This is a genomic window from Pseudomonas sp. GM50, assembly GCF_000282375.1.
Taxonomy (GTDB): Bacteria; Pseudomonadota; Gammaproteobacteria; order Pseudomonadales; family Pseudomonadaceae; genus Aquipseudomonas.
Genome location: NZ_AKJK01000043.1, coordinates 56,508 through 71,108 on the forward strand (window position 1 = coordinate 56,508; position 14,601 = coordinate 71,108).

12 protein-coding genes are annotated in these 14,601 nt (G+C 59.9%); 3 read left to right on the forward strand and 9 right to left on the reverse strand.

Annotation, left to right across the window (positions count from 1 at the left end):
* Window positions 1-137 precede the first annotated feature (137 nt).
* The gene (creD, locus tag PMI30_RS20245) at window positions 138-1,508 is read left to right on the forward strand and encodes a cell envelope integrity protein CreD (RefSeq protein WP_008008157.1); all 1,371 of its coding nucleotides are present in this window, start codon (window positions 138-140) and stop codon (window positions 1,506-1,508) included.
* Window positions 1,509-1,721: 213 nt separating this feature from the next.
* On the opposite strand, the gene PMI30_RS20240 is transcribed toward creD, so the two are convergent.
* The 8 genes from PMI30_RS20240 to PMI30_RS20205 all read right to left on the reverse strand — a co-directional run bounded on the left by PMI30_RS20240 (window position 1,722) and on the right by PMI30_RS20205 (window position 10,964).
* The gene (locus PMI30_RS20240; RefSeq protein WP_008008162.1) at window positions 1,722-2,351 is read right to left on the reverse strand and encodes a glutathione S-transferase; all 630 of its coding nucleotides are present in this window, start codon (window positions 2,349-2,351) and stop codon (window positions 1,722-1,724) included.
* A 168-nt stretch (window positions 2,352-2,519) separates the two neighbouring features.
* Window positions 2,520-2,699, reverse strand: a complete 180-nt coding sequence (locus PMI30_RS20235) for a hypothetical protein (protein ID WP_008008164.1) — start codon at window positions 2,697-2,699, stop codon at window positions 2,520-2,522.
* Window positions 2,696-3,826, reverse strand: coding sequence for a PepSY-associated TM helix domain-containing protein (locus PMI30_RS20230; protein WP_008008171.1), 1,131 nt, complete (start codon window positions 3,824-3,826; stop codon window positions 2,696-2,698). The genes PMI30_RS20235 and PMI30_RS20230 overlap by 4 nt, the downstream gene beginning before the upstream one ends.
* Before the next feature lie 72 nt (window positions 3,827-3,898).
* The gene (locus tag PMI30_RS20225; protein WP_008008172.1) at window positions 3,899-6,328 is read right to left on the reverse strand and encodes a TonB-dependent siderophore receptor; all 2,430 of its coding nucleotides are present in this window, start codon (window positions 6,326-6,328) and stop codon (window positions 3,899-3,901) included.
* A gap of 250 nt (window positions 6,329-6,578) precedes the next feature.
* Window positions 6,579-7,553 (reverse strand): FecR domain-containing protein, encoded by a 975-nt coding sequence (locus PMI30_RS20220; RefSeq protein ID WP_008008173.1) that lies wholly within the window; start codon window positions 7,551-7,553, stop codon window positions 6,579-6,581.
* On the reverse strand, window positions 7,550-8,068 hold the full coding sequence (locus PMI30_RS20215; protein WP_032835108.1) for an RNA polymerase sigma factor: 519 nt from the start codon (window positions 8,066-8,068) through the stop codon (window positions 7,550-7,552). The genes PMI30_RS20220 and PMI30_RS20215 overlap by 4 nt, the downstream gene beginning before the upstream one ends.
* A gap of 251 nt (window positions 8,069-8,319) precedes the next feature.
* On the reverse strand, window positions 8,320-9,027 hold the full coding sequence (locus PMI30_RS20210) for a 3'-5' exonuclease (protein WP_008008175.1): 708 nt from the start codon (window positions 9,025-9,027) through the stop codon (window positions 8,320-8,322).
* Window positions 9,024-10,964 carry a putative nucleotidyltransferase substrate binding domain-containing protein gene (locus PMI30_RS20205; RefSeq protein ID WP_008008176.1) on the reverse strand — a complete coding sequence of 647 codons (1,941 nt, stop codon included), beginning with the start codon at window positions 10,962-10,964 and terminating at the stop codon, window positions 9,024-9,026. Before PMI30_RS20205 ends, PMI30_RS20210 begins: the two co-directional genes overlap by 4 nt.
* Before the next feature lie 264 nt (window positions 10,965-11,228).
* On the opposite strand from PMI30_RS20205, the gene PMI30_RS20200 reads away from it, so the two are divergent.
* Window positions 11,229-11,675 (forward strand): response regulator, encoded by a 447-nt coding sequence (locus tag PMI30_RS20200; protein WP_007904163.1) that lies wholly within the window; start codon window positions 11,229-11,231, stop codon window positions 11,673-11,675.
* Between the two features lie 250 nt (window positions 11,676-11,925).
* Here PMI30_RS20200 and PMI30_RS20195 read toward each other — a convergent pair whose 3' ends face one another.
* Complete coding sequence (locus PMI30_RS20195) at window positions 11,926-14,118, reverse strand: malate synthase G (RefSeq protein ID WP_008008183.1); 2,193 nt, start codon at window positions 14,116-14,118, stop codon at window positions 11,926-11,928.
* Here PMI30_RS20195 and PMI30_RS31275 point away from each other — a divergent pair.
* Window positions 14,101-14,367, forward strand: a complete 267-nt coding sequence (locus tag PMI30_RS31275) for a hypothetical protein (protein ID WP_131816009.1) — start codon at window positions 14,101-14,103, stop codon at window positions 14,365-14,367. The genes PMI30_RS20195 and PMI30_RS31275 overlap by 18 nt on opposite strands.
* The last annotated feature ends 234 nt before the right edge of the window (window positions 14,368-14,601 follow it).

Here is a 14,601-nt window from a genome sequence, read left to right on the forward strand (position 1 = left end):
AGCACCACACAATTCCATTGTGGGAGCGAGCTTGCTCGCGATGGGGCCGGCCCAGTCTCCACAAAGTCTCCACATTCCCCCCATAAATCTCCCACACACCGACTCCAGACTTTCCCCATCCAAACAGGGAGAGTCCCATGAACCGTAGCCTGACCCTAAAACTGGGGGCGATTGCCCTTTTGATTCTGTTGTTGCTGATCCCGCTACTGATGATCAACGGCGTGATCCAGGAACGGCAACAACTGCGCGACGGTGTGCTCGAAGACATCGCCCGCAGTTCCAGTTACAGCCAGCAATTGAGCGGCCCGCTGATGGTGGTGCCCTATCGCAAAACGGTACGTACCTGGAAAACCAACGAAAAAACCAACCAGCGTTACCAGGACGTCGGCGAGGAACGCGGCCGATTGTATTTCCTGCCGGAGCGCTTCGAACTGGACGGCCAGGTCCAGACCGAACTGCGCGCCCGGGGTATCTACGAGGCACGACTGTTTCATGCCGACAACCGCATCAGCGGGCATTTCTCGGTCCCGGCGCAACTGGGCATCAAGGAGGACTTCGCCGACTACCGGTTTGACCAACCGTTCCTGGCCGTCGGCATCAGCGACATTCGCGGCATCGAGAATGCATTGAAACTCGAACTCAATGGCCAGAGCCTGGACTTTGTACCGGGTAGCCAAGTGCGCTGGTTGGGCGAGGGTGTGCACGTGACGCTGCCAGCGCTGGATACCCGGCAGGCCACGGAACTGGCCTTCGGTTTCGACTTGCGCCTGCAAGGCACCGGCCAGTTGCAGGTTCTTCCGGTGGGCAAGACTAGCAAGGTTTCACTGGCCGCCAATTGGCCTCACCCCAGCTTCATCGGCAACTACCTGCCGGCCCAGCGTGAAATCACCGATCAGGGTTTCACCGCCAATTGGCAAACCTCGTTTTTCTCCACCAACCTGCAAGAGGCGTTGAACAGTTGTGTGTCTGGCGGCCAGTGCGAGGCGTTCAGCGGTCGCAGCTTCGGCGTGAGTTTCATCGACCCGGTGGACCAGTACCTGAAAAGCGACCGGGCAATCAAATACGCGTTGCTGTTCATCGTCCTGACCTTCGCCGGTTTCTTCCTCTTCGAAGTGCTGAAAAGCCTGGCGGTACACCCGGTGCAATACGCGCTGGTGGGCGTGGCGCTGGCGTTCTTCTACCTGTTGCTGCTGTCGCTGTCCGAACACATCGGCTTTGCCCTGGCGTATCTGCTGTCGGCGAGTGGCTGTGTGGCGTTGATCGGTTTCTATGTCTGCCATGTGCTGCGCAGCGTGCGTCACGGCTTGAGCTTTTCGGCGGGGTTGGCGGCGTTGTATGGCTTGCTCTATGGCTTGCTGAGTGCCGAGGATTACGCGTTGTTGATGGGCTCGCTGCTGTTGTTCGGGCTGCTGGGCGTGTTCATGGTGCTGACCCGCAAGCTGGACTGGTACGGGATCGGGCAGAAAACCGCGAAGCCTCTGGACTTTGATATTGGAGCCGTGGAATGAGCCGGTCGTTGGGGTTGCGCGAGGATCAGCGGGTGGGTGAGGTGTTGGCGATGCGGATTGCGGGGTTGTTTCCGGTTGATTCGGTGTGGTGCATTCGCGAGCAAGCCCGCTCCCACATTGGACCTGAGTTGCTGCACCGATGGTGTGAACAACACAAATCCCCTGTAGGAGCGAGGCTTGCCCGCGAAGACGGCAGACCAGTCACCGAAAGTTTCAGACCTTGGGCATCGTAGCAATCATCGAAGGCCGCTGACTCACCTCAAAATACCACTCTGCAAGCTTCGGATTCTCTTTGCGCCACTCCAGATCCGGGTGGCGCAGATCCAGGTAACCCAAGGCACAGGCAACACTGATCGCCGCGACATCGAAATGGCTGGTCAGCTCGGCAATCGCGTCGGCTTCCAGCAGGGCCAGGGCGCGACGAATTTTGTCGCGCTGACTGTCAAGCCATTCGTCCCAGTGTTTTTCCGGCGCGCGCAGGGCTACTTCATAGCGAACCATCACCGCTGCGTCCATGATTCCGTCTGCCAGAGAAGCCAGCGTCATGCGCCGCCAGCGCGCCGAACCTTCACGAGGAATCAGCGGATTGCCGACGTGCTGATAGTCAAGGTAATCGAGAATCACCCGGCTGTCGTACAACACATTGCCGTCGGCCAGGCGCAGCGCCGGAATCTTGCCTAGCGGGTTGTCTTCGTTGAGCGCCGGATCCGGGCTGACCGGCGTGAGCTGGCTGGCTTGCAGCGCCACGCGGTTCGTTTGCCCGGTTTCGTGCAGCAGCACCATGACTTTGCGAACGAAGGGCGACGCAGGGCTGTGGAACAAGGTCATGCTGGGAGCGGACATGGGAACATCTCGATCGTGGGCAGTGTCGGCAGCATAGCGCGTTGACCCGATAGCTCAAGATGGCTTTAACCCTGTAGGAGCGAGGCTTGCCCGCGAAAGCGGAGTGCCAGTCGGCATCAGTGTTGAATGACACTCCGCTTTCGCGGGCAAGCCTCGCTCCTACAGTTTTTAGCGGTGTTGCAGAAATCCGCGCATGGCGAGGAAGGCAGGGATCCCCAGGCCGAGCCAACTCAATGCATCCCACACGCCATCGCCCAGCAACGCGGCAAACAGACCCGCGGCGCTGAGCAGGGCAATGACGGTGGGCGTGGCGAAGACCTTCCAGAAGTTCGACTGTCTCGGTCTCATGTCGGGCACTCCGCATTCTCGAGCACAGGTTTCGCGACCTTGCGCCGCACCACCCACAAATAAACCCCACTGCCGAGCACAATGATGGTCAGCACATCGAGGGTCGCCCAGAGGATTTTCATCGGCATGCCGCCGTAGTCACCGAAGTGCAGCGGCTGCGACATGCCCATGGCATCCATGTACCACGGCCGTTCGGCCACCGCCGTGACTTGCAGGGTGCTGGCGTCGATCAACACCGGCGTCAGCAGGTGCGAAGTCAGTTGGGTGCTGCCTTTCATGAACACCGCGTAATGGTGTTCGCTGGAAAACCGCGTGCCGGGGAAGGCGATGAAGTCGGGCTGCATGCCCGGCGCGACGTCTTTGGCGATGTCGAGCAAGCGAGTTGCAGGCGCCAATTGAGTCAGCGGCGGCGCCTCGCGGTAAGGCGCGATCATCGCGCTCAGGCTGTCGTTGCGCCAAGCGGCGATCAGTAAGTCGGCGCAGGCACTGATCACGCCGGTCACGCCGACCACCAAGGCCCAAGTCAGCGTCACCACGCCGATCAGGTTATGCAGGTCGAGCCAACGCAGGCGGGTGGATTTGTCGTGGCGCACGGTGGCGAACTTCAAGCGCCGCATGAACGGCAGGTACAGCACCGTTCCGGAGACGATCGCCAGCACAAACAGGATGCCCATGAACGCCAGCAGCAACTTGCCCGGCAGGCCCGCGAACATGTCTACGTGCAAACGCAACATGACCATCATCAACCCGCCATTGGCCGATGGCATTTCCAATGCTTCGCCGGTGCGAGCGTCGAGCATGAAGGTGTGGGACGAGTTCGGCTCGGTGCCGGCGGTGGGCGCCATGATGGCGATGACGCCGTTGGGGTCTTCTTCGTCGTAGCCGAAATACTGCATGACCTCGCCGGGACGATGCTTTTCAGCCGCGTGCACCAACTGCTGCAAATCCAGCTGCGGGGTATCGGCCGGCATCGATTTCAACTCGGCGGCATCGCCCAGCAGATGGTCGATCTCGTGGTGGAAGATCAACGGCAGGCCGGTGAGGGCCAACATCAGCAGGAATACCGTGCAGATCAGGCTGGTCCAGGTGTGAATGCAGGACCAGCGGCGGATGGTTTTGCTTTTCATTTCATGGCCTTCAGAAAGACCAAAGCCGTCCTCGAAGGACGGCCTGGTCGTGGCGCGTGTCAGTTCAGGCGATTACCACTTGTACGTCGCACTGGCGACAACGCTGCGTTGGTCGCCGTAGTAGCAGTAGAAGCTGTCGCAAGTGGAGATGTAGTCCTTGTCGAACAGGTTGGTGGCATTGAGTGCCAGTGATGCACCTTTCAGACTGTTATCCAGACGGCTCAAGTCGTAATGGACCGCCGCGTCGAACACCGTGTAGGCATCAGCCTTGCCCAGCCAGGTGTTGCCCTGGTCGCCATAAGTATTGCCGGTATAACGTGCGCCGGCACCGATGCCGAAACCATCCAGCACACCGTTGTGCCAGGTGTAATCGGCCCACAGCGAGGCTTGCTGGTTAGGCATCAGTTGCAGGCGATTGCCTTTGAAGTCACCCTTTTGTACTTCGGACTTGGCCAGGGTGTAGGCGGCGATGACTTTCAGGTTGTCGGTGACGTCGGAAACGGCTTCCAGCTCCAGGCCTTTGACCTTCACTTCGCCGGTCTGGCTGGTAATCGAGACATTGTCCGAGTTGGTCGTGGTGACGGAGACGTTTTTCTGGGTCAGGTCATAGACCGCAGCCGTCAGCAGAGTGTTGCTGCCCGGCGGTTGGTACTTGATGCCCAGTTCCCACTGCTTGCCTTCAGTCGGCTTGAACGACTCGGTCGGCGATGACGTGGCTTTGCTGGTCGGCTGGAACGACTCGGCGTAGGACAGGTAGGGCACTAGACCTGAGTCGAACACATAGCTGATCGCTGCGTTGCCGCTGAATTTTTTGTCCCGTTCGGTGTTGGTGGCATCACCCTTGTTGAAGAATCTGGTGCCCGTGTGGATCCAGTCCTCACGACCGCCGAGAGTCAGACGCCATTGGTCGAGGGCCATTTGGTCCTGGACGTACAAACCGGTCTGGTAGGTCTTCTGGTCATAGTCATAGAACGCCGTCGAGCGTGACGGGCGAACGATCGGCTGGCCATAGATCGGGTTGTTGACGTTAGTGGTCAGACCGTCACCGAAGATCGAGGTGTAGTTGGTATTGGTGCGCTGGTGATCAAGGCCGATCAACAGGGTGTGACGGATGTCGCCGGTCGCGAAGTCGCCCTGGAAGTTGTTGTCCACGGCGAACTGGCTGATGTCCTCGTCGACACTGGTGCTCGAACGACCCACGTTGCCCTGGGCGTCGACCTGAGTGAACGGGTAGGCGCCCGGCGTGAGAGCCTGGAAGGACAGGTCCGACTTGGTGTAACGCAGGTTCTGCTTGAACTGCCAGACATCATTCAAACGATGTTCAAAGGCGTAGCCCAGTGCGTAATAGGTGCGGTCGTAGTATTCCCAGTCCGGGTCACCAAGGTTTTTGTGATGGGAGATATTGCCGAGCGGCGAATGGATCTTCGTGCCTTGCACTGGCAGGAACTGGCTGGTGATGCCTGTGTCGTCGCGGGTAAATTGCGTCAGCAGCGTGAACTTGGTGTCAGGGTCGATGTTCCAGGTCAGGCTCGGTGCGATGTTGTAGCGTTTGTTGTCTATGTGATCGACCTGAGTTCCGCTGTCGCGCAATACACCGCTCAGACCATAGGTAAACCGGCCTTCGTCATCGATCTTGCCGGTGCTGGCGAAGTTGATTTGACGATGGTTGTCGCTGCCGTATTGCAGCTGGATTTCATGGCTCGACTCGGCGCTGGGACGGCGGCTGACCATGTCCAGCAGGCCGCCCGGCGGGGTCTGGCCGTAAACCGAAGAGGCCGGGCCGCGCAACAGGGCGAGGCGATCGAGGTTCCAGGTTTCCTGTTTCGGATTGGCGTACACGCCTTTTGGCAGTGGCAGGCCATCGAGGAATTGCGTCGGTTCGAACCCGCGCACGAGCAACCAGTCGGCGCGGGTATCGCTGCCGTAGCTGCTGGCGACGATGCCAGGCATGTAGCGCACGGCGTCATCGAGGTTTTGCACACCGCGATCTTCCATTTGCTGGCGGGTGGCGACGGAAATCGAACGCGGCGCTTCAACCAGCGCGGTGTCGGTCTTGGTGCCTGCGGCGGTGCGCGTGGCAACGTAACCTTCGACCGGGCTCCAGGCAGTTTCCGCATTTTCCAGGCCAATGACGGCGGTTTCCGGCAAGGCCATCACACCTTCGGGCACGGCCACCAGGCTGTAGGTGCCGGCGCTGCTTTGTTCCAGTTGCAGGCCGGTGCCGCGCAAGGCTTCTCGCAGGGCGCCGGTGGCGTCGAACTGACCCTTCACCGGGGCCGAGGTCTTGCCCGCCGCCAGCGATGGATTCAACGACAGCGCCAGGCCGGCCTGGCTGGCAATCTGATTCAGGGTGCTGGCCAATGGCGCAGCGGGCAGGTTGTAGGCGCGAACGCTGGACGCCTGTTCAGCGGCGATCAGTTGGCTGCTGGCCAGAGGGGCGCAAAGGGCAATGGCGACCGCCAGCAAACGGGGGCGCAACACGGTGTCTAGCGAACGGGACATACAGCGGCTCCTGAATGGAAATATTTCTCAATTGCCTAGGTGCCGGACGAGAATTCAAAAGTGATAGGGGTGGATGAAAATAATTTCGATTCAGTTATTGGTCTGAGCCCGGATTCGGGATCTGGGGTGTTTGTACGGGCCTCTTCGCGGGCAAGCCTCGCTCCTACGGTTATCGGGTGCGGCGAATAATGCACGCATCCTGTAGGAGCGAGGCTTGCCCGCGAAGGCGGCGGATCAGGCGCAGTGCCTTTTAGGGCTTGGCCTCAGTCTTCGCCGCGACCGTTACCCACCATGGCGTGTGCTGTTCGATCTGCACCGGCAGGGTCGGTAAAAGTGCACTCAGCGCCTTGTCGGTATCGTTCAAGGGGAAGCTGCCGGTGATGCGCAGGTCGGCGACCTCTGGCGTGACGCCAAGATGCCCGCGACGATAGCGGCCGAGCTCATGGACCAGATCCTCCAATCGCGCGTTGTCCACCACCAGCATGCCGCGGGTCCAGGCATCGGCGCCAAGGTTGAGGGCGATGATGGGGCCCAGGCCATTGCTGCGCATCAGCACTTGCTGGCCTTCGCGCAGGATCTGTTCCTCGGGGCTCGATTCGGGATGGGCGGCTACCGCTGATTGCAACACGCTCAGGCGCGTGCCTTGGTCTTCACGCTTGACCAGGAACCGTGTCCCCAGTGCTCGCATGCTGCCTTCGCGAGTTTCGACGATAAACGGTCGGGCATCGCCATGGCCGGTTTCGACGAGGATTTCCCCTTCCTGAAGGACGATCAGCCGCTGCTTCTCATCGAAACGCACATCCACTGCGCTGTGGGTGTTGAGGTTGATCTGCGTGCCGTCGGTCAGGCGCAGGGTGCGCTGCTCGCCGGTGGCGGTGCGCTGGTCGGCCAGCCAATAGTCGATGGGCAGATAACGATCACCGACGAACAGCGCCAGGCCGATCACCGCGACGACGCTGGCCAGACCGCTGCCGAGCTTGCGCACCCGTCGCCGGATGCTTTCGCGCGATTGCAGCAGGGCAGTGCGGGCCGGGCCATTGGCGACGCTGAAACGCTGGTCGAGCATGCCCAACTGACGCCACGCCCGAGCATGTTCTTCGTGGGCTGCGTGCCATTTGGCAAACTCTTCGCGCTCGACCGCGTTGCCGGAATCCAGCGACAGTTGCCAGGCAATCGCGGCATCCAGCACTTGTGCCGACACGGGTTTGGAGCTGACCGGGCTCATACCGGCTCACCGTACAACGCGATGTAGCACTGACGAATGCCCTGGGCCAGGTACTGACGAACCCGCGGCACCGACACCCCCAGACGCTCGGCGATTTCTGCGTGGCCGAGACCATCGAGACGGTTATAGAGAAACGCCGCCCGGGCCTTGCTCGAGAGCTTGCCCAGCAGGCGATCGATGGCTTTGAGGTCTTCGAGGATCAGTTGCTGTTCTTCCACAGACGGCTGTTCGCCTTCGGGGATCAGCATCAATTCGGTGAGGTAGGCCTGTTCCAGGGCGGCGCGACGGAAATAGTCGAACAGCAGGCCCTTGGCGATCGCCACCAGAAACGCCCGGGGTTCGCGAGGCGCCTGCAGTTCATCACGGCCCAGCAAGCGCACGAACGTGTCCTGGCTCAGGTCTTCGGCCCGTTGCGGGCAAGCCACGTTGCGCCGTAGCCAGGCCAATAGCCAACCGCGATGGTCGCGATACAACGCACCAACGAGCTCACTGTGAGGGCTTTGGACTGACGACACGCAACATCACCGAATGGGAAGTGTTAAGTAACGAGAATTGTTCGCGATTGTGGCAGAGGCGGGGGAGGTAAGCAATTGGCGCTGGTCGGGTGGTTTTGGCTATGCGATTTGGAGTCGAGCGCAATCCTGTGGCGAGGGGGCTTGCCCCCGTCCGGCTGCACAGCAGTCGTAAAACCGACGAATGCGGTCTCTATGGCGAAATGCAGGGGGCCGCTTCGCAACCCAACGGGGGCAAGCCCCCTCGCCACAGATCAGAGCGAAGGCGCTTGCCGCCGCCGCTTCCACTGACTCAGCCGCTGCTGCAAATTCAACGGGCTATGAATCTGCTGTTGTCGCGCCCGGCTGAACAAGATCAGCACCAATTCCGCCGTCGCCAACGCATCGGCACTGGCGTTATGCCGTTCGAAAACCTCCAGCTTGAACCAGTCGATCCACTCGTCCAGCCCGGCCTCGCGAATATGTGCCTGTGGGCAAAGCAATGGCGCGATGTCGGCCACATCCAGAAACGGATGCTGCAATTTGTAGCCCAGATGTTCTTTCAGCGCCCGCCCCAGCATGTGCTGGTCGAATGGCGCATGAAAGGCCAGCACCGGACTGTCGCCGACGAACTCCATGAACTCGAGCAAGGCTTGCGCGGGGTCGCTGCCGGCGGCGATGGCGCTCGGGCCCAGACCGTGAATCAACACGCTGGGGCCGAGTTTGAGTTCGGAGCATTGCAGCGTGCGTTCGAATTGCTGGCTGAAATCGATCGCCCCGTCCTCGATCACCACCGCACCGATGGACAATAGCCGGTCCTTATTCAGGTTCAGCCCGGTGGTTTCCAGGTCGAGTACCACCCAGCGTTGCTCGCGCAGGCTGCAATCACCCAGCTCGGCCACGGCCGGCAAGTGCTCCAGACGTTGTTGCAGTTCACCCGGCAAAATGGGGCCGACCGGACGCAGCCATGAAAACAGGCTCATAGCTGATACCGCAGGGTCAGGCTGCTTTGCAGGCGTTGTGCCTGGCGCAGGGATTCACGCAGGATGCGTCGGTCCAGATGATTAAGGCTGTCGGGATCGACGCGGTTGGAGTAAGGCAAATTCTCTCGGGTCTGTAGCTGATGTTGCTGCATGCGGGTTTGCTGGATGAAGTGATAGGCCTCTTCATAGGCAGCACCATCCAACTTCTCGATGACCTCTTTTTCCACCAATTGGCGAAAGCGCTCCAGGGTATTGTTGGCGTCGATACCGTGGGCCAAGGCCAGCACTCGAGCGCCATCGACGAACGGGGTCAAGCCCTGGAATTTCAGGTCGAGGGTGGCTTTCTCGCCATTCTTGCGCGCCAGCACGAATTCGCGGAAACGGCCTACGGGCGGACGGTTGCGCAGGGCGTTTTCGGCCATCATGCGTTGGAACAAGCGGTTGTCGCCGACCTGGTCGAGGATGCCCTGGCGCAGCTGCTCGCAGCCTCGCTCGTCACCCCAGACCACGCGCAGGTCGAAATAGATGCTCGACCCCAGGAGGTTTTCCGGTGTCGCCTCACGGATAAACGCCGCAAAGCGTCGCGCCCATTCGGCCCGGGACAAACACAGCTCGGGGTTGCCGGCCATGATGTTGCCCTTGCACAGGGTGAAGCCGCACAACGCCAGGTTCTGATTGATCTGCTGGGCAATGGGCAGCAACTTGCCGCGAATCTCGGCGGCGTGGGCCGCGTCGCGGGCTTCGAACAGAATGCCGTTGTCCTGATCAGTGTGCAGCGTCTGCTCGCGGCGGCCTTCGCTGCCGAAACACAGCCAACTGAACGGCACGCCGGGGTCACCCTTTTCTGCGAGCACCAGTTCGATCACCCGGCACACGGTGTGGTCGTTGAGCAGGGTGATGATGTGGGTGATCTGGGTCGAGGATGCTCCGTGCGCCAGCATCCGCTCCACCAATTGGCCGATCTCGCCGCGCATCGCCACCAGGTTTTCCAGCTTCTGGGCACTGCGAATAGTCCGCGCCAGATGCACCAGATCGACCCGTTGCAGGGAAAACAGGTCGCGTTCCGAGACCACGCCGCACAGGCGCTGGTCCTTGACCAGGCAGACGTGGGCGATATGGCGCTCGGTCATGGCAATCGCAGCGTCGAAGGCGCTGTGGTCCGGCGTCAGGTAAAACGGCGCCCGGGTCATATGCCCTTCAATGGACTCATTGAAATCGCTGGTGCCGTTGGCCACCACATGTCGCAAGTCGCGCAGGGTGAAAATGCCCAGCGGCGCCTTTTGCTCATCGACCACCACGATGCTGCCGACTTGCTGATCGTGCATCAGCGTCACGGCTTCACGCAGGGGCGTGATCGGGCTGCAGGTCACCGGGTGACGCATGGCCAGTTCGCCCAGCCGGGTATTGAGCGAGTACTGGGTGCCGAGGGTTTCCACGGCTTTTTGCTGAACTTGTTGATTGACCTGATCCAGCAAACTGCTGACACCGCGTAGGGAAAAGTCGCGAAACGGGCTGGAAAGTGCGAACAGTTTGATGAACGCCAGCTTATTCAGCTGTAGGCAAAAGGTATCTTCGGCCGCCAGATGTTCGGTGCGAGTCGCCCGTTCCCCCAGTAGCGCGGCGAGGGGGAAACATTCGCCGGTGGTGATTTCGAAGGTGGTTTCGGTCCCGCCCTTGGCCGTGTGCGGACGTTCGCCTACGACCCGGCCCTGTTTGACGATGTAGAAATGCTCAACCGGGCCATCGGCAGGTTTGATGATGCTTTCGCCGGGGGCATAGAAACGTAGCTGACATTGCTCGACCAGATAGGCCAAGTGGGCGTTTTCCATCTGATTGAACGGCGGGAAGCGCTGTAGGAATTGCAAAGTACCCTGGATGTTCTGCAACACCGCGGTTTTCCCTGCCTGGGTGAAGGCGTCCGCTTTACTCATAACCATTACCGCAGTCTTTTTCTGATTGTTGTGTCGGATCGTTGTGTTAGATCGTTACAGGCATGGTCGGCCCCTAAGAGCAGGGTGCCCATTGGACGTAAGTCTAGGTAGGCAGTACCACCGTCGGAATATGGGAAATGTCTGACACAACTGAGGGAAAAACCTCCTACATTGTCTATTGGAAAAGTTTCCGACGAAGTGCACATTGAAGTCTGCTGAGCGATGTCTGACCACTGTGTCAGGGATCGAATCGAAAACGTTGAGAAAACCATGTCCGACCACGATATTTTGAGTGATGCCGAGCGCGAAGCGCTCAGTGCCGTTATGTTGGAACCAGACTTGCCGCCGCAGCGGGTGCTGATCGTCGATGACGATAAGGACTCCAGGGAATTGCTGTCGGAAATTCTGGGGCTGGACGGCATTCACTGCATGATGGCGGCCAGTGGCGAAACGGCGCTCAAATTGCTGGAGACGAAGTCATCAATCGGGCTGGTGATTACCGACCTGCGGATGGGGCACGTTGATGGTCTGGAACTGATCCGTCAGGTGCGGGAGTCGGCTCGTGCGGCATTGCCGATCATCATCGTCTCCGGCGACGCCGACGTGAAGGATGCGATCGAAGCCATGCACTTGCACGTAGTGGACTTTCTGCTCAAGCCCATCGATAGCGGCAAACTGCTTGAATTGGTCAAGCATGAGCTGGGGATGGATGTGTAGCAGCTCTCAGTTGCGGCGAGGGGCTGTTGTGGCAAGGGGGCTGTTGTGGCGAGGGGGCTTGCCCCCGTTCGGCTGCGCAGCAGTCGTAGATTCTGCCGATGCAGTGTACGAAAGAATGTATGGGGCCGCTTCGCGACCCAACGGGGGCAAGCCCCCTCGCCACAGGACCTCGCCACAGGAATAGCATGCACAAATAAAAAAGCCCTGATCTTTCGATCAGGGCTTTTTCACGTCCGACATCAGCGTTTACTCAAAGGCCATTGGCAGCCTTGAACTCGCGACGACGACGGTGCAGAACCGGCTCGGTGTAGCCGTTCGGCTGTTTGGTACCTTCGACCACCAGTTCGACCGCCGCCTGGAAGGCGATGTTGCTGTCGAAGTTCGGTGCCAGCGGACGGTACAGCGGGTCGCTGGCGTTCTGACGGTCAACCACCGGCGCCATGCGCTTGAGGCTTTCCATCACCTGATCTTCAGTGACAATGCCGTGGCGCAGCCAGTTGGCGATGTGCTGGCTGGAAATCCGCAGCGTCGCACGGTCTTCCATCAGGCCGACGTCATTGATATCCGGCACTTTCGAGCAGCCCACGCCTTGGTCGATCCAGCGCACCACGTAACCGAGAATGCCCTGGGCGTTGTTGTCCAGTTCGTTCTTGATCTGCTCCGCGGTCCAGTCCGGGTTGACGGCCAACGGGATGGTCAGTATGTCGTCCACCGAAGCGCGTGCGCGTTTGGCCAGTTCGGCCTGACGGGCGAACACGTCGACCTTGTGGTAATGCAGCGCGTGCAACGCGGCGGCAGTCGGCGATGGAACCCAGGCGGTGTTGGCACCCGCCATCGGGTGAGCGATTTTCTGTTCGAGCATCGCTGCCATCAGGTCCGGCATGGCCCACATGCCTTTACCGATCTGGGCGCGACCTTGCAGGCCGGTGCTCAGGCCGATGTCGACGTTCCAGTTCTCGTAGGCGCTGATCCACTTCTCAGCCTTCATGTCGGCCTTGCGCACCATTGGGCCGGCTTCCATGGAGGTATGGATTTCATCGCCGGTACGGTCGAGGAAGCCCGTGTTGATGAACACCACGCGCTCGGCGGCAGCCTTGATGCAGGCCTTGAGGTTGACCGTGGTACGGCGTTCCTCGTCCATGATCCCGACTTTGAGGGTGTTGCGCGGCAAATCGAGGACGTCTTCGATACGACCGAACAGCTCGTTGGTGAACGCAGCTTCTTCCGGGCCGTGCATCTTTGGTTTCACGATATAGACCGAGCCGGTGCGGCTGTTCTTGCGCGAGCTATTGCCGTTGAGGCTATGGATCGCCGCGAGGCAAGTCACCAGACCGTCGAGAATACCTTCCGGTACTTCGTTGCCGTCTTTATCGAGGATCGCGTCGATGGTCATCAGGTGACCGACGTTGCGCACGAACAACAGCGAGCGACCGTGCAGGCTCAGTTCACTGCCATCGAGGGCGGTATAGGTGCGATCGGCGTTCATGGTGCGGGTAAAGGTCTGACCGCCCTTGGAGACCTCTTCCGACAGATCGCCCTTCATCAGGCCGAGCCAGTTGCGGTAGATCACCACTTTGTCACCGGCATCGACGGCGGCGACCGAGTCTTCGCAGTCCATGATGGTGGTCAGCGCGGCTTCCATCAGGATGTCTTTGACGCCGGCTGCATCGGTCTGGCCGACCGGGGTGCTGGCGTCGATCTGGATTTCGAAGTGCAGACCGTTGTTCTTCAGCAGGATAGCGGTCGGAGCCGCCGCATCGCCGTGGAAACCGATCAGTTGCGCATCGTTGCGCAGGCCAGAACTCTTCAAAACAGAGTTGCTACCGCCTTTAAGGGCGACGACCAGTTTGCCGTCAACGATCTTGTAGCCGGTGGAATCGACGTGAGTGCCGGCAGCCAATGGCGCCGCTTCGTCGAGGAAGGCGCGGGCGAAGGCGATGACCTTGTCGCCGCGAACCTTGTTGTAGCCTTTGCCTTTTTCCGCGCCGTCCGCTTCGCTGATGGCGTCGGTGCCATAGAGCGCGTCATACAGCGAACCCCAGCGGGCGTTCGAGGCGTTGAGCGCGAAGCGTGCATTCATCACCGGCACCACCAGTTGTGGGCCGGCCATGCGGGCGATTTCGTCATCGACGTTTTGTGTCGTTGCCTGGAAATCAGCCGCTTCTGGCAGCAGATAACCGATGTCTTGCAGGAAGGCTTTGTAGGCCACCGCATCGTGCGCAACACCTGCACGAGCCTGGTGCCAGGCATCGATACGAGCCTGGAAATCATCGCGTTTGGCGAGTAGGGCTTTGTTCTTCGGCGCCAGGTCATGGATGACCTTGTCGGCACCGGCCCAGAACTTATCGGCGGTGAGGCCGGTACCGGGAATGGCTTCGTTGTTCACGAAGTCGAACAGGACTTTGGCGACCTGCAGGCCACCGACTTGAACGTGTTCAGTCATTGCTTGCCTCACTCTGCTCAGCTATTTCGCTTTTCAGCTCTTCAATTTAACAATGAAGCCTCTGGCCATTTAAACCACAAACCCATCTACCAGTACATGCCATTGCTGGCGGCTGGGTTCGATCCGATCAACGGCTTTGCGGCCTTGCTGACAGGGCTTTCAGGGGTTGCGACGGCACCTGCGGCAGACATCGATCCAGCGTTATGTAGTGCGCGCTGCGGCATACTACATGATGAATTGCGGTTGTGAAAATTAGACTAATTACGTCGTTCTGCGACCCCATGACGCATTGCAGTCATGTCGGGGAACGGGATGTTCTCAAAAAACTATTGGATTGTTCCAGTTAAATATAAAAACTTGTACACGATTTATGGTTCGGCAGGATTATTGGTGGTGCCCCATTCGCGGGCAAGCCTCGCTCCCACAGGGTTGGGGTAATCCACGATTATGGGAACGACGTGGACCTGTAGGCGTGAGGCTTGC